Annotated in this window: 15 protein-coding genes; 4 read left to right on the forward strand and 11 right to left on the reverse strand. The window is 72.0% G+C overall.

The features are described from left to right. Positions 1 to 18: 18 nt before the first annotated feature. From ACFC1K_RS08115 to ACFC1K_RS08125, 3 genes are read right to left on the reverse strand one after another with little or no spacing between them, the layout of a single operon-like run. Positions 19 to 711, reverse strand: a complete 693-nt coding sequence (locus tag ACFC1K_RS08115; RefSeq protein ID WP_375871211.1) for a uracil-DNA glycosylase — start codon at positions 709 to 711, stop codon at positions 19 to 21. 1 nt (position 712) lies between these two features. Beyond that, positions 713 to 1,582 (reverse strand): metal-dependent hydrolase, encoded by an 870-nt coding sequence (locus tag ACFC1K_RS08120; RefSeq protein WP_375871212.1) that lies wholly within the window; start codon positions 1,580 to 1,582, stop codon positions 713 to 715. Then, positions 1,579 to 2,367, reverse strand: coding sequence for an SDR family oxidoreductase (locus ACFC1K_RS08125; protein WP_375871213.1), 789 nt, complete (start codon positions 2,365 to 2,367; stop codon positions 1,579 to 1,581). Before ACFC1K_RS08125 ends, ACFC1K_RS08120 begins: the two co-directional genes overlap by 4 nt. Positions 2,368 to 2,536: 169 nt before the next feature. Between ACFC1K_RS08125 and ACFC1K_RS08130 the strand changes: the two genes are divergently transcribed. After that, positions 2,537 to 3,859: a bifunctional o-acetylhomoserine/o-acetylserine sulfhydrylase gene (locus ACFC1K_RS08130; RefSeq protein ID WP_375871214.1), complete on the forward strand. Its 1,323-nt coding sequence runs from the start codon at positions 2,537 to 2,539 to the stop codon at positions 3,857 to 3,859. Positions 3,860 to 3,919: 60 nt separating this feature from the next. Here the strand turns inward: ACFC1K_RS08130 and ACFC1K_RS08135 are convergent, their stop codons facing one another. Continuing rightward, entirely contained in the window at positions 3,920 to 4,165 is a 246-nt protein-coding gene (locus ACFC1K_RS08135) for a hypothetical protein (protein WP_375871215.1), read from the reverse strand. 101 nt (positions 4,166 to 4,266) lie between these two features. On the opposite strand from ACFC1K_RS08135, the gene ACFC1K_RS08140 reads away from it, so the two are divergent. After that, a complete protein-coding gene (locus tag ACFC1K_RS08140) occupies positions 4,267 to 5,472 on the forward strand; it encodes a homoserine O-acetyltransferase (protein ID WP_375871216.1) in 1,206 nt (401 codons plus the stop codon). A gap of 11 nt (positions 5,473 to 5,483) precedes the next feature. Here the strand turns inward: ACFC1K_RS08140 and ACFC1K_RS08145 are convergent, their stop codons facing one another. From ACFC1K_RS08145 to ACFC1K_RS08165, 5 genes are all read right to left on the reverse strand, one after another. Beyond that, positions 5,484 to 6,242 carry an NUDIX domain-containing protein gene (locus tag ACFC1K_RS08145; RefSeq protein WP_375871217.1) on the reverse strand — a complete coding sequence of 253 codons (759 nt, stop codon included), beginning with the start codon at positions 6,240 to 6,242 and terminating at the stop codon, positions 5,484 to 5,486. A gap of 40 nt (positions 6,243 to 6,282) precedes the next feature. Then, on the reverse strand, positions 6,283 to 7,467 hold the full coding sequence (locus ACFC1K_RS08150) for an MFS transporter (RefSeq protein WP_375871802.1): 1,185 nt from the start codon (positions 7,465 to 7,467) through the stop codon (positions 6,283 to 6,285). 124 nt (positions 7,468 to 7,591) lie between these two features. Then, on the reverse strand, positions 7,592 to 7,918 hold the full coding sequence (locus ACFC1K_RS08155) for a thiamine-binding protein (protein ID WP_310289471.1): 327 nt from the start codon (positions 7,916 to 7,918) through the stop codon (positions 7,592 to 7,594). 31 nt (positions 7,919 to 7,949) lie between these two features. Next, positions 7,950 to 9,161, reverse strand: coding sequence for a glycosyltransferase 87 family protein (locus ACFC1K_RS08160; RefSeq protein WP_375871218.1), 1,212 nt, complete (start codon positions 9,159 to 9,161; stop codon positions 7,950 to 7,952). A gap of 35 nt (positions 9,162 to 9,196) precedes the next feature. Further along, entirely contained in the window at positions 9,197 to 10,120 is a 924-nt protein-coding gene (locus ACFC1K_RS08165; protein ID WP_310289468.1) for an ADP/ATP-dependent (S)-NAD(P)H-hydrate dehydratase, read from the reverse strand. Positions 10,121 to 10,161: 41 nt separating this feature from the next. Between ACFC1K_RS08165 and ACFC1K_RS08170 the strand changes: the two genes are divergently transcribed. Further along, positions 10,162 to 11,226 carry an NADH:flavin oxidoreductase/NADH oxidase gene (locus ACFC1K_RS08170; protein WP_310289467.1) on the forward strand — a complete coding sequence of 355 codons (1,065 nt, stop codon included), beginning with the start codon at positions 10,162 to 10,164 and terminating at the stop codon, positions 11,224 to 11,226. Between the two features lie 60 nt (positions 11,227 to 11,286). Here the strand turns inward: ACFC1K_RS08170 and ACFC1K_RS08175 are convergent, their stop codons facing one another. Together ACFC1K_RS08175 and ACFC1K_RS08180 are read right to left on the reverse strand one after the other, a co-directional pair. After that, the gene (locus ACFC1K_RS08175; RefSeq protein WP_375871219.1) at positions 11,287 to 12,345 is read right to left on the reverse strand and encodes a hemolysin family protein; all 1,059 of its coding nucleotides are present in this window, start codon (positions 12,343 to 12,345) and stop codon (positions 11,287 to 11,289) included. Then, entirely contained in the window at positions 12,342 to 13,670 is a 1,329-nt protein-coding gene (locus tag ACFC1K_RS08180; RefSeq protein WP_375871220.1) for a hemolysin family protein, read from the reverse strand. Before ACFC1K_RS08180 ends, ACFC1K_RS08175 begins: the two co-directional genes overlap by 4 nt. A 134-nt stretch (positions 13,671 to 13,804) precedes the next feature. On the opposite strand from ACFC1K_RS08180, the gene ACFC1K_RS08185 reads away from it, so the two are divergent. Beyond that, positions 13,805 to 14,680, forward strand: a complete 876-nt coding sequence (locus ACFC1K_RS08185) for an LLM class flavin-dependent oxidoreductase (protein ID WP_375871221.1) — start codon at positions 13,805 to 13,807, stop codon at positions 14,678 to 14,680. Positions 14,681 to 14,739: the final 59 nt, after the last annotated feature.

Raw genomic sequence — 14,739 nt, forward strand, 5'->3', positions numbered from 1 at the left:
TGGGGTCGGCCGGCGACTCTACGCGGGCAGCCGCCAGTCGACGGGGTCGGCGCCCTGCTGGGCGAGCAGTTCATTGGCGCGCGAGAACGGTCGTGAGCCGAAGAATCCGCGGCTCGCCGACAGTGGCGACGGGTGCGGCGATTCGATGATCGGCGTGGCGCCGAGGAGCGGTCGGAGGTTCGCGGCATCCCGGCCCCACAGGATCGCCACGAGCGGCCTGTCGCGCGCGACGAGCGTGCGGATGGCGTGCTCGGTCACCTTCTCCCAGCCCCAGCCGCGATGGGATGCTGGCGCCCCCGGCGCGACCGTGAGCACCCGGTTCAGCAGCATGACGCCCTGGTCGCTCCACGCCGACAGGTCGCCGTGCGGGGCGCGCGGGATGCCCAGGTCGGACTCCAGCTCCTGGTAGATGTTGCCGAGGCTGCGCGGCAGCGGCCGGACGTGCGCGTCGACGGCGAAGGACAGCCCGATCGGATGCCCCGGCGTGGGGTACGGGTCCTGCCCGACGATGAGCACCTTGACGTCGGGGAGCGGCCGCTGGAACGCGCGCAGCACGCGGTCGCCGGCCGGCAGATAGTGGCGTCCGGCGGCGACCTCGGCGCGGAGCCGCTCGCCGAGCGCGGCGATGTCCGGAGCGACGGGTGCGAGCGCCGCCGACCACTCCGGGTCGATGAGTCCGGCGTCGGCGAGCTCGGGCAGGGTCATCGCCATCTCAGGCGCGCTCCGCCGTGGTGATCATGACGAGCTCGAGGCCACCTTCGACGGGCGCGGACGTGAATGCCACGGTCGCCGCCGACAGCTCGTGGAGCGAGTCGACGTGCGTACCGCCGCAGGGGATCCTCGCTTCGGCGCCCGGGAGCTCGCACACCCACGTGCGCCGATCGGCGAGCGTGTCGCCGTCGCGCTCGATGCGCACCGCGCCGCCCGCGGCGATCCAGTCCGCGAGCTGCGCGTCCACCCGTGCCGCGAGGGCGTCGAGGTCGGCGAGCGCGTCGGGATCGAACCCCTTGCGCCGGAGCGACTTGCCGATGCGATAGACGTCGCGCGAGCCGTCCGGCAGGATCCGCGACTCCTGGATCGCGAGGGCGTCGAAGGCCGGGGCGCCGAGCGCGTCGGTCGGCGCCTCCTTGCGCCACGCGTCGGCGAGTGCCGCGTCGAGCGCGAGAGAAGCCAGGTGACAGGCGGTGTGCCCTGCCGAGAGCGCGGCGCGGTAGGCGGCATCCACTGTCACGTTCACCGTGTCGCCCGGCACGACCGCGGCCCCGTTCTCGACGAGGTGGGCGACGACGAACGTCCAGCCCTCGGTGCCGGTGCGCACGGGAACGGCGGGGCCGAGCAGCAAGGTCTCGCCTTGGGTCGCGCCGACGACGGCGTCGAGCACGACGACCTCGGCACCGCCGACGCCCAACGTGCCGCGGTCGGCGGGCTGATCGGGCCACGCGGTGTCGATCGGGTGGAACGCGGTCTCGTCGAGGACGACAGCCGTTCGCCCGTCGCCGGTGTCGGCGACGTGGACGACCGTGCCGCGCGAGGAGGTGGCGCCGGCCGGATAGGTGACGACGGTGCCGTCGGCGAGGGTCACAGCTCCTCCGTGCCGCGCGCGCGCAGGGGGCCGCGGGCGAGCAGGAACTGCGCCGACTGCGCGACCGGGCGCATGGTGATGAGGTCGAGGTTGACGTGGCCCGGCGCATTGAGCGCGTAGGCGATGACGTCGGCCACGTCGTCGGCGGTCAGCGGGTTCTCGACGCCGTCGTACACGCGCTCGGCCGCCGCGCTGTCGCCGCCGAGGCGGTTGAGGGTGAACTCCGGCGTGTGCACCATGCCCGGAGCCACCTCGATCACGCGGATCGGCTCGCCGTTCAGCTCGAGCCGCAGCGCGTGCGCGATCATCGCCTCACCTGCTTTGGCGGCGTTGTAGCCGGCGCCGCCGGCGTACGCGGTCTGCGCGGCGGTGGAGGTGACGAAGAGCGTGTCGGCGTGACCGTCGGATGCCGCAGCCCGGCGCAGCTGGGGCAGCAGCGCTGCGACCAGCCGCTGTGCCGAGAGCACGTTGACGTCGAACATCCACTGCCAGTCCTCGACGCGGCCGTCCTCGACGCGGTCGGTGCCGCGTGCGCCGCCGGCGACGTGGACGAGGGCGTGCACCGGGCCGGAGTCCGCCAGGAAGGCGGCGAGCGCCTCGACGTCGGCGTCGGTCGTGAGGTCCGCCGCGAAGGCGACGGCGCCCGTCTCGGCCTCGAGGGTGGCGAGCCGGTCGGCGCGTCGCGCGACGCCGACCACGTCCCATCCGGTCGCCCGCAGCGCGCGCACCGCCGCTTCGCCGATCCCCGAGCTCGCCCCGGTCACCACTGCACGTCTGTTCGCCATGACCACAACGCTACCCACGTCGCGCCCGGCGGCACTCCTCGACCGGGATTCCGGGGCCCGACCGCGTTACGTCACATTTCCCCCACGTTGTTGACAACCCCGGGTTCTCCGTACTCTCGAACCCGGCTGGGGGGCACGCTCCCGGCATCCGATCCCGCAGGAGCAGGCCATGTCCGCACCCGAGAACTGGCGTTTCGAGACCAAGCAGATCCACTCGGGGGCCCAGCCCGACCCGGTGACCAAGGCTCGCGCCACGCCGATCTACCAGACCACGTCGTACGTCTTCGACAACGCGGACCACGCCGCCAACCTCTTCGCGCTCGCCGAGTTCGGCAACATCTACACGCGCATCCAGAACCCCACGCAGGCCGTCGTCGAGGAGCGCCTCGCCGCGCTCGAGGGGGGCACCGGCGCCCTGCTGCTCGCGAGCGGCCAGGCCGCGGCGACGTTCGCGGTGCTCAACATCGCCGAGGCGGGCGACCACATCGTGTCGTCGAGCTCGATCTACGGCGGCACCTACAACCTCTTCAAGTACACGCTCGCCAAGCTCGGCATCGAGGTCACGTTCGTCGAGAACCAGGACGACCTCGAGGAGTGGCGCCGCGCGGTCCGCCCGAACACCAAGCTGTTCTTCGCCGAGACCATCGGCAACCCGAAGATCAACGTGCTCGACATCCGCGGCGTCGCCGACGCCGCCCACGAGAGCGGCGTGCCGCTCATCGTCGACAACACGATCGCGACCCCGTACCTCATCAAGCCGTTCGAGCACGGCGCCGACATCATCGTCCACTCGGCCACGAAGTTCCTCGGCGGCCACGGCACCACCATCGGCGGCGTGATCGTCGACGGCGGCACGTTCGAGTGGTCGAAGAACGTCGACAAGTTCCCGGGCCTCACGGTTCCGGACCCGTCGTACCACGGCGCGTCCTACACGGCCGCGGTCGGCGACGGCCTCGCCTACATCATCAAGGCGCGCGTGCAGCTGCTCCGCGACCTCGGCTCGGCCATCTCGCCGAACAGCGCGTGGCTGCTGATCCAGGGCATCGAGACGCTCTCGCTGCGCGTCGAGCGTCACGTGCAGAACGCGCAGGAGATCGCCGAGTGGCTCGAGAACCACTCCGACGTCGCCTCGGTGAACTACTCGGGCCTCCCGACGTCGCCGTGGTACGCGGCCGCCAACGCGTACGCCCCGAAGGGCGTCGGCGCCGTGCTGTCGTTCGAGCTCAAGGGCGGCGTCGAGGCGGGCCGCGAGTTCGTCAACTCGCTGACGCTCTTCAGCCACCTCGCCAACATCGGCGACGTGCGCTCGCTCGTCATCCACCCCGCGTCGACGACGCACTCGCAGCTCACGCCCGAACAGCAGCTCACGACCGGTGTCACGCCGGGCCTCGTGCGCCTCTCGGTGGGTCTCGAGAACATCGACGACCTCAAGGCCGACCTCGAGCAGGCACTCGCCGCGGCGCGCCGCGTGTCGGAGGCCGCTCGCGCCTGATCCCCCTCCTCGGGACTCGGATGCCCCGGCCCGGCGCACTGCGCCGGGCCGGGGCATCGTTCATTCCTGATCGGTGTCGGGCTCGTCCGCCGCGAAGTCGGCCGCCAGCTCCTCCGCGGTGAGGTGCGTGCCCGGAACCGGACGCGGCAGCGTGGGTGCGCCCTCGGTGTGCCAGGGCTCCCCCGCGGCTGCGGAGTCATCGGCCTCGTCGAAGATGACGTCGGTGTCGTGATCGAGGTCGTGCTCCTGCGGCGGCACCGCCGGGCGGGGCTCGTGGGCGGGCATGAAGGGCTCAGCGGTGGACATGCGCGCATTCTGCCATGCGGGTATGCACGCCGGATGACGCTCGCCACCGGTCGCGGTGTAACAGACGGCACCACCACGCATGCTCAGGCGAGAATGGACGGATGGACTGGCAGACCTCCGAAGACACGGTGCCCAGCGCGCCCGTGACGGAGGCCGACGCGCGCCTGCTGCTGGGCCGCCCTCCGGCGACCGGCGCGTGGCGCGACGGCGATCCCGTGGGCGAGCGCCACTTCGCCGCGTTCGGGGCGTTCCGCACCGAGGGCGGCCGCGAGCTTCCCGCGTACCGCCTCGCGTACGAGACATGGGGCGAGCTCAACGCCGCGCGCGACAACGCCGTGCTCGTGCTGCACGCCCTCACCGGCGACAGCCACGTGCGCGGCCCGGCCGGGGCGGGGCATCCCACATCCGGCTGGTGGGACGACATCGTCGGGCCCGGCGCTCCCATCGACACCGATCGCTGGTTCGTCGTCGCGCCGAACATGCTGGGCGGATGCCAGGGGTCGACGGGTCCGGCATCCATCGGTCCCGACGGCTACGAGTGGGCGTCGCGCTTCCCGTACCTGACGATCCGCGACCAGGTCGCCGCCCAGGTGCGCCTGGCCGACGCGCTCGGCATCGACGTGTGGGCCGCCGTGGTCGGTGGATCGATGGGCGGCATGCACGCGCTCGAGTGGTCGGTCATGCTCCCCGACCGCGTCGAGCGGGTCGGCATCCTGTCGTCGCCGCCGGTGAACACCGCCGACCAGGTCGCGCTCAACTCGGTGCAGCTCGAGGCGATCCGCATCGATCCGCGGTTCCAGGGCGGCGAGTACTACGACGCGGGCGACGGCGACGGTCCGAACCGCGGGCTCGCGCTCGCCCGGCGGATGGCGCTCCTCAACTACCGCTCCCCCACCGAACTCAACCAGCGCTTCCAGCGCACGTGGCAGTCCGGGGTGAGCCCGCTCGGGCACGGCGGCCGCTTCGCCGTCGAGTCCTACCTCGACTTCCACGGCAACAAGTTCACGCGCCGCTTCGACGCGAACTCGTACATCACGCTCGTCGAGGCGATGAACTCGCACGACGTCGGCCGCGACCGCGGCGGCGTCGAGGACGCCCTCGCCCTCATCACCGCCAAGTCCCTGGTGCTCGGCATCGACAGCGACCGGCTCTTCCCCATCGACGGTCAGCACCGCATCGCACGCGGCATCCGCAACACGCTCGACGGCGATCGCGCCGTTGTGCTGTCGAGCGACTTCGGCCACGACGGATTCCTCATCGAGACGAACGCCGTCGGGGCGCACCTGCGACGGCTGCTCGAAGCCTGACCCCTCCGGTCTCAGTCCGTGCGTTCGTAGCGCCACGGCAGGGCGCCGATCTCGAGGCGATGACGGGACCCGGATGCTGCGCCCTCGGCGTCCGCCTCCCACTCCTCGTCCCCCTGCCACATGAGAATGGGGCCCTCGCCGCCGCGGCGCGCGACCGTCTCGAAACGCTCGACGCCGCCGAGGCGCGCTGCCCCGACCACGGACTCGACGTCGGTGTGCGCGGCCAGGCCGTGCAGGGTCACCCACGTCGGCGGATACAGCGTCAACCCGCCGCGCCCGTGTCGCGCGAGCGCGTCGGCGGGGCGCAGCCAGTCGGCGGCGACAGCCTCGTCGGCCGACAGCGTGAGGGCGCCCGCCGCGGCCGGCGCGACGAAGAACCACGTGCGGATGCGCAGCGCGAGGCCCGGTGGCGGGTCCCAGCACGACAGCGTCACGAGCGCATCCGCGTCGAGCGCGAGTCCGGTCTCCTCGTGCGTCTCGCGCACGCCGGCGCGGCGGGCGACGGCCTCCTCCGGTTCGCCGTCCTCGCCACGGTCGGCGTCTTCGAGCTTGCCGCCGGGAAACACCCAGGCGCCCGCGAACGATCCGCGGTCCGGCCGCTCGATCATCAGCACGTCGAGCCCGTCGTCGCCGTCGCGCAGCAGCACGACGGTCGCGGCGACGGGGATGGCCGGGTCGGTGGCGTCCTCGGGGCGGCGCGTGCGAGCGCCGCCGATCGAGTCGCTCAGCGCCTGCAGGGCGCGGTCGGCGGACGACGTCGGTTCCGGCATCCGCACACTCTATCCATCGCCGGAGCCCCCGGCGCGGAGCTCAGACCGCGACGGGCACCCGGCGCCGCTCGAGCATCAGGCTCGCCGACGCCAGCACCAGCCCGGCGAGAGCAAGGCCCACACCCACCCACGCGGGTGCGCCGAAGCCCCATCCGGCCGCGATGACGACGCCGCCGAGGAAGGCGCCCAGGCTGTTGCCGATGTTGAGCGCCGAGTGGTTCAGCGCCGCGGCGATCGACTGGTTGTCCTCGGCGACATCCATCAGCCGCGTCTGGATCGTGGGACTCAGCGCCGACGCCACGAACCCCACCGCGAACACGAAGAACGCGAGCGCCCAGATCCACTGCGCGGTCAGGGCGAGCAGCGCGAGCACCGCCGCGAGCCCCACGAGACCCCCGATGAGCGTCCGCTTCAGGTCGACATCGGCGAGGTGGCCGCCGACGAGGTTGCCGATCGTCATGCCGAGCCCGATGAGCACGAGCACGATCGGCACGACCCACTCCGGCGAGCCCGCGACCTCGGTCACCAGCGGCGCGACGTAGCTGTACACGGCGAAGAACCCGCCGAAGCCGATCGCGCCGACGCCGAGCGCGAGCCAGACCTGACCGATGCGGAACACCTTGAGCTCCGCACGCAGCGTGCGGGACGGATCCCCCGGATGCGCGGGCACGAAGAACGCGATCAGCACCGTGGCCGCCGCGAAAATACCTGCCACGACAATGAAGGCCGCGCGCCATCCCAGCTGCTGGCCGAGGTAGGTGCCCAGCGGCACACCCACGACGTTCGCGACGGTGAGGCCGGTGAGCACGAACGCGACGCCCTTCGCCCGTTTGCCCGGCCCGAGGACGTCGGCGGCGACGAGCGCCCCGATGCCGAAGTACGCGCCGTGGGGGAGTCCCGCGAGGAACCGGGATGCCGCGACCCACTCGAACGTCGGCGCCAGGAACGTGAGCGCGTTGAAGACCGTGAGGGCGAGCGCGAGCCCGATCATCACGCGGTGGCGCGGATACTTCGCGACCGCACCGGCGATCGTCGGAGCGCCGACGACGACACCGAGGGCGTAGAGCGAGATGAGCCAGCCGGCCTGGTAGATCGCGTCCTCTTGGCGGAGCTGCCAGAGCGACGGAAGCAGGTCGGAGCCGATGTTCGGCAGCAGGCCCATGACGACGAACTCGGTCATGCCGATGCCGAAGCTGCCGACGGCGAGGGAAAGGAGCGCCCACATCGCCGCCCCCCTCGTCAGATTCGAGGAGGTCACGGCGTCATGCTAGCGGCGGCCGCGGCATCCTGTCGAATCGATTCGGGGAGCCGTCGACGCGCAGCATCATGAACGCGTCGGGAGGCAGAGCTCACTCCGCTTCGGCGTCGCCCTCCTGGCGGTCGATCGCGGCCTCGAGGCGCTCGATCTTGCCGTCGAGCTCGCCCGCGTAGCCTGGGCGGATGTCGGCCTTGAGCACGAGCGAGACCCGGGAGCCGTACGGTGCGACGGCGTCGGTCGCGCGCTTGACGACGTCGAAGACCTCGTCCCACTCCCCCTCGATCTCGGTGAACATCGAGGTCGTCCGGTGCGGCAGACCGCTGTCGCGCACGACCCGCACCGCGGCGGCCACGGCGTCGTGCACCGAACCGTCGGCGCGGCCGGTTCCGCTGGGGGCGACAGAGAAGGCGACGAGCATGGGAACCTCCGGGTCTCGAGGGGGACGAGGTCTACTCTGACACGCGCAGCCGCACCGGCTGGCGCGCCGGGAGCCGCACCAGACGCACCACGACCCACGCGAACAGCGCGAGGAGCATGACGTTGCGCAGCACGACGAGCAAGACGGCCGCGGGCCAGAGCACGAGAAGCCAGTCGTAGGCGAACGGGAAGAGCCACTGGGTGAGGGCCAGGATCAGCACCGTGAGCACGGCGGGGCGCAGCCACCGGTGCCGATCGATCGCGAGACCCACGACGACCGGCGCGATCAGCCACGTCATGTACTGCGGCGACCCCACTTTGTTGAGGACGATGAAGCCGAGCACCAGCGCGAGCGCCAGCGGCGGGAACAGCGCGACGAAGGACGCGCCCCGCCAGGCCTTGACGGCACCGATCACCGCGATGGCGAGCATCCCGAGCATGAGGACCGGGGTCATCAGCATGATGACGGTGTCGACCGACGGGCCGGTGATCTGGAAAGTGATCAGGTCGGGGTCGTAGAAGATCCGCGCACCGGGCACATCCGCCAGGGCGAGCAGCAAGTACGCGCTGCTCACCGGCGCTTCGATCTGGAGGCCCCGCGAGGTCTGGTCGCCCACGAAGCCGAGCAGATGCGGTCCGCCGCCGGCGAGCAGGACGACCCCCACGACGACCGCAGAGACGGCGGCCGCGCCGCCGACGACCGCGAGCCTGCGGCGCACCGCGATGACCGCCGCGGCGAGCAGTGCCGCCGGCCACACCTTGATCCAGGTGGCCACAGCGAGGAGCACCGAGCCCAGCCACGGTCGACCGACGAGCCACAGTGAACCGGCGACCGCGATCGGCACCGTCACGCCGTCGAGCCGGAACATGCCCACGCCGCCGAGCGCGAGGATCGCCGCCAGCCAGAACCACGCGGCGATCATGCGGCCGCGCGAGCGTCCCCGGCCGACGAGCACCGCGAAGGCCGCGGCATCGAGCGCCGTCACGAGCAGCCCCCAGCCCAGGGTGTAGTCGACGACCGCGCGGAACGCCCCGACGAGAAGGATCGGCAGGTGCGCCAGCGGCGGATAGATCCAGTCCTCGGTGATGCCCGGCATGGCATCGCCCCCGAGCGTGAGTCCGGCCCACCAGCGGTACAGCTGGTCGACGTCCCACGAGGCGGCGTGGTCGTCGAAGAAGCCGAGCCAGATGACCACCGCATGGACGAGGACGAACGCGATCCACACCCACGTCCGCCGCAACACCCCTTCATCCTAGGGACGAGAAGTGCGGCCTTCCGTCAGCGGCTCAGTGCCTCGGCGACGGCGCGGGGCAGAGCGTCCGCGACATCCAGCGCCGTGATCGGCCCATCGCCGAACGGCGGGGAGCTCGATGCCCCCGCGATGCTCGCGCCCTGCGCGGCGATCGCCCCCGCCCGCCCGTGCAGCCACGCGCCCGATGCGGCGAGCTCGGCGAGGGTCGCGGCTGGGCCCACGCGCCCAGAGGCTCCGCGCGGCGCGCCAGCGCCGTGTGGAGAGGGCGTGGGGACCGTTCTTCCTTCGAGCGCCATCGCTCCCGCGACCAGGGCTCCGATCACACCGGCGAGCACATCACCCGTCCCGGCGGTGGCGAGCCAGGGCGTGCCGGCCTCGACCGTCGCCGCCCATCCGTCGGGCGCCACGACGACGGTGACGCCGCCCTTGAGCAGGACGACGGCGCCGGTGGCTTCGGCGGTCTCGCGGGCGGCGGCGACGCGATCCGACGGCATGTGCCCGAGTCCGAGCGCCGAGCGCAGGCGTGCGTGCTCGCGGTCGTGCGGTGTGAGGATGCGGGGCGCCGTGGCCTCTGCGGCGAGGTCCAGCGCCCCGGCATCGACGACGACCGGGTCGGTGTCGGAGAGCAGCGCGCGCAGCGCTGCGGTGTCGGACGGCGTGCGAGCCGAGGCATCCGTTCCCGATCCGATCACCCACGCCTGCACGCGCCCGTCGGCGGTCACCGTCTCGGGCCGGCGTGCCAGCACCAGGCCCGTCGGACGGTCGGGTCCGAGGTAGCGCACCATGCCGAGGCCGGTGCGCCACGCGGCCTCGACGCCGAGGACCGCCGCCCCCGGATAGGCCTCGGAGCCCGTCCGCATGCCGAGCACGCCTCGGGAATACTTGTCGTCGTCGGCGGTTGGCCTCCGCAGGGCGCGAGCGGCGTCGGCGCGCGTCCACGTCCTCACCATGCGGCCACAGTACCGCCCACCCGATCCGATCCGGAGACCCGATGAGCCGCCTCTTCACCCCCCTCACCCTGCGCGACGTCACGGTGCGCAACCGCCTCTGGGTCTCACCGATGTGCCAGTACAGCGCGGTCGACGGGGTGCCGCAGGAGTGGCACCACACGCACCTCGCGCAGTTCGCGTCGGGTGGCGCGGGCCTGGTCATGGCCGAGGCGACGGCGGTGTCGCCCGAGGGCCGGATCTCACCCGAGGACACCGGGCTGTGGAACGACGCGCAGCAGGACGCGTGGGCGCCGATCGTCGCCGCGATCCGCAGCCGCGGCGCGGTCGCGGGCGTGCAGCTCGCCCATGCCGGGCGAAAGGCCTCCACCTGGTCGCCGTTCTCCGGCCGCCGCGGCTCCGTCGCCAGGGGCGAGGGCGGGTGGACCACCGTCGCGCCGTCGGCGGTCGCGTTCGACGGCTACGCCGAGCCCGTCGCCCTCGATCTCTCGGGCATCGACCGCATCGTGGCGGACTTCGCGGCGGCCGCGCGCCGCGCCCTCGCCGCCGGGTTCCAGGTGCTCGAGCTGCACGGCGCCCACGGGTACCTGCTGCACCAGTTCCTGTCGCCGCTGTCGAACCTGCGCGACGACGAGTACGGCGGTTCGCTTGAGAATCGTGCGCGCCTGCTGCTGCGCGTGCTGGACGCGGTGACCGAGGCCGCCCCCGGCGTGCCGCTCATCGTGCGGTTCTCCGCCACCGACTGGGCCGACGGCGGCTGGAACCCCGACGAGACCGCGACGGTCGCCCGCTGGGCCGCGGAGCGCGGCGCGGACTTCTTCGACATCTCCAGCGGCGGACTCGTCGCCCACCAGAAGCTCACGACGGGTCCGGGGTACCAGGTCGAGCTCGCGGCGCGCGTGCGGCGCGAGGCGGGCGTTCCGGTCAACGCGGTCGGCATGATCGACGACGCCGCCCACGCCGAGCGCGTGCTCGCCGAGGACCTCGCCGACGCGGTCATGGCCGGCCGCGAGTGGCTGCGCGACCCGCACTACGGCCTGCGCGCCGCCGCCGAGCTGGGCGCCGACATCGACTACTGGCCGGCGCAGTACCTCCGCGCCCGCCTCTGACACGAAAAGCGATGAGCGGATGCTGCGGCCCCGGGCCGCAGCATCCGCTCATCTCGTTCGTCAGAAGCCGCGTCGGCGTGTGGCGTCCTGCACCTCGCCGATGAGCTCCTCGATGATGTCCTCGAGGAACAGCACCGCGGTGATCTCACCGACCTCGTTGCGCACCTGCGCGAGGTGGCGTCCGGCGCGGCGCATCACGGCGAGCACGTCCTCCAGGTCGGTCGACTCCAGCACCGGCACCATGTGGTGGATGCGCTTCGTCGCGATCGGGAGCGCCACGTCGGTCGCGGCATCCGGTCCCTCCGCCGCCCGGAGGATGTCCTTCAGGTGGACGTAGCCGAGCGGCAGGCCCGTCTCATCGACGATCACGTAACGCGAGAAGCCGTGCTTGGCGACCGCGCGCTCGATCTCGTCGGGCGTCGTGACCACCGGGAGCGTCACCAGCTGCGACAGCGGCACCGCGACATCTGCCGCCTTCTTGTCGGTGAACTCGACGGCCGCGGCCACCGTGCCCGACGCATCGTCGAGCACGCCCTCGATGCGGGACTGATTGACGATCGTGGCGACCTCTTCGAGCGTGAAGGTCGAGGCGGCCTCGTCCTTCGGCTCGACGCCGAACAGACGCACGATGTGGTTGGCGATCCAGTTCAGGGTCACGATCACCGGGTGGAAGATCTTCGACACCCACACCAGGGGCGTCGCGAGCATCAGCACCGCGCGATCGGGCACCGAGAACGCGAGGTTCTTCGGCACCATCTCGCCGAACACGACGTGCAGGTACGACACCACAATGAGCGCCACCGCGAAGGCGACGCCGTCGACGACGGCCTCCGACCAGCCGGTGAGCCCCAGGGGCTCGGCCAGCAGGTGGTGGATGGCGGGCTCCGACACGTTCAGGATCAGCAGCGAGCAGATCGTGATGCCGAGCTGGCTCGTCGCCAGCATGAGCGTCGCGTGCTCCATCGCGTACAGCGCGGTCTTGGCCGCGCGCGATCCCTTCTCGGCGAGCGGCTCGATCTGCGAGCGGCGTGCCGAGATGACGGCGAACTCGGCGCCGACGAAGAAGGCGTTGGCGATGAGGAGCACCACCAGCCAGGCGATTCCAGCCCAGTCGCTCATCGACGATCACCCCCCTCGTTCGCGTCCTCATGGGGCATCGGCGTGGGGGTGAACCTCACGCGGTCGACGCGGCGGCCCTCCATGCGCTGCACCTCGATGGTGCCGTCCTCGATCTCGACGCTGTCGCCGACGACCGGGATGCGCTCGAGCACGCTCATGATGTACCCGCCGACGGTGTCGTAGACGTCGCCCTCGGGGATGCGGATGCCGGTGCGGTCGCGCACCTCGTCGGGGCGGAGCTCGCCGGGGAAGATGACGGTGTCCTCCACCCGGACGATGCCCGCGCGACGGCGGTCGTGCTCGTCGAGCACCTCGCCGACGATCTCCTCGACGAGGTCCTCGAGGGTGACGACGCCGGCCGTGCCGCCGTACTCGTCGACGACGACGGCCATCTGGTACCCGCGGGCGCGCAGCTCGGCGACCAGCACGTCGAGGTGGACCGCCTCGGGGTAGCGCAGCGGTTCGGTCGCGAGCGCGGCGGCGGGCACGTCGGCCCGACGCTCACGGGGAACGCCGACCGCGGCCTTCAGGTGCACGATGCCGGTGATGTCGTCCATGTCCTCGCCATAGACGGGGAACCGGCTGTGGCCGGTGCGCCGGGCGAGCTGGATGACGTCCTCCGCGGAGTCGTCGGCCGCGAGGGCGTGGATGCTCGGGCGCGGCGTCATGACGTCGGCCGCCGAGAGCCGCGCGAACGTGAGGCTGCGGTCAAGGAGCGACGCGGTGTCCTCCTCGAGCACGCCGGCGCTCGCCGAGCGGCGGACGAGGCTCGAGAGCTCCTCGGCGGTGCGGGCGCCGGAGAGCTCCTCCTTCGGCTCGATGCCGACGGAGCGCAGCACGCCGTTGGCGCTGCCGTTGAGCACGACGATCGCGGGGCGGAACACCGTCGTGAACGCCACCTGGAACGGCATGACGAGCTTGGCGGTCTGACGTGGGACCGCCAGCGCGAAGTTCTTGGGCACGAGCTCGCCGATGATCATCGAGAAGACGGTCGCGATCGAGACGCCGATGATGGCGGCGAGCGGGCGTGACACGCCGCTCGGGATGCCCCACGCGTCGAACACCGGCGCGAGCAGGTTCGAGATCGCCGGCTCCATCGTGTAGCCGGTGAGCAGTGTGGTCAGGGTGATGCCGAGCTGCGCGCTGGACAGGTGGGTCGAGGTGATGCGCAGCGCGCTGATCGTCAGCGAGAGCCGGGTTTCACCGGCCGCCTGGCGGGACTCGAGGTCCGCCCGGTCGAGGTTCACGAGCGCGAACTCACTCGCGACGAACAGGCCGGTGCCGATTGTGAGAAGAAGCCCCACGCCCAACATGACGTAATCCATCACGCATCACCCCCATTCATCGGGGTGGAGGGTCGGTGGGGCGAGGGTCTACAAGGAGGAGGGTCGTCCATCGTGCCGACAAGTCTACGGCAGGCATCCCGCGCGATCCTGGGGATCGGTGCCAGCATGGCGCCATGGCACTGGACAGGATGAGCCTCGTGATTCCCCCGGTCGGATCGTGGCGCGAACAGGAGCAGTGGTACCGCTGGGCCGAGCAGGTCGGCTACGACGTCGTCTACGCCTACGACCACCTCACCCACGCGACGGCGCCGGGCATGTGGCTGAGCGAGGCCTTCACCACGCTCACGGCCGCGGCGGCCGTCACCGAGCGCATCCGGCTCGGCACGCTCGTGGCCTCAGCTGTGTTCCGTACGCCGGTCACGCTCGCCCGCGTCGCGATGACCGTGCAGGACATCTCGGGCGGTCGTCTCGTCCTCGGGCTCGGCATGGGTGCGCCGACGTGCGCGCTGGCCGACCACGGCACCCGCGAGAGCCCTGCCGAGATGTCGGCGCGCTTCGCGGACGTGGTGCGGGGCTACCTGGCGGTGCTCGACGGGACGACCGACTGGGAAGGTCGCACGACGTCGTTCCGGGGCCTCGAGACCCTGCCGGCACCCGAGGGGGTCGCCCGCCCGGAGCTCCTGCTCGCCGCCCACGGACCCCGCGCGCTCGCGCTCGCCGCCGCGTACGCGGACACCTGGAACTCGTACGGCGGCCCCGGGTCGACACAGCTCGACCCCGAGGAGTACTGGGCGCTGCTTGCACAGCAGGCGCGGGGATTCGACGAGGCGTGCCGGACCGCTGACCGGGATCCGTCGGCCGTGCGTCGCTCGCTGCTGCTGGGATTCGGCCGCGTGCGCCCCACGACCAGCGTCGACGCGTACCTCGCGGCCGCCGAGCACGCCACGGCACTCGGCTTCACCGAGCTCGTCGTGTACGCACCCGAGTCACCGGCCGGAATGGACTCCGACCCGGCCGTCCACGAGCGGGCGCTCGCCCGCCTGCGCTGACAGAGCCTGCGGCATCACGGATGCCGCGGGCCGCAGCATCCGTCATCTCCGCGGTTGCT

The organism is Microbacterium sp. NPDC056057 (assembly GCF_042266945.1).
GTDB lineage: Bacteria > Actinomycetota > Actinomycetes > Actinomycetales > Microbacteriaceae > Microbacterium > Microbacterium trichothecenolyticum_C.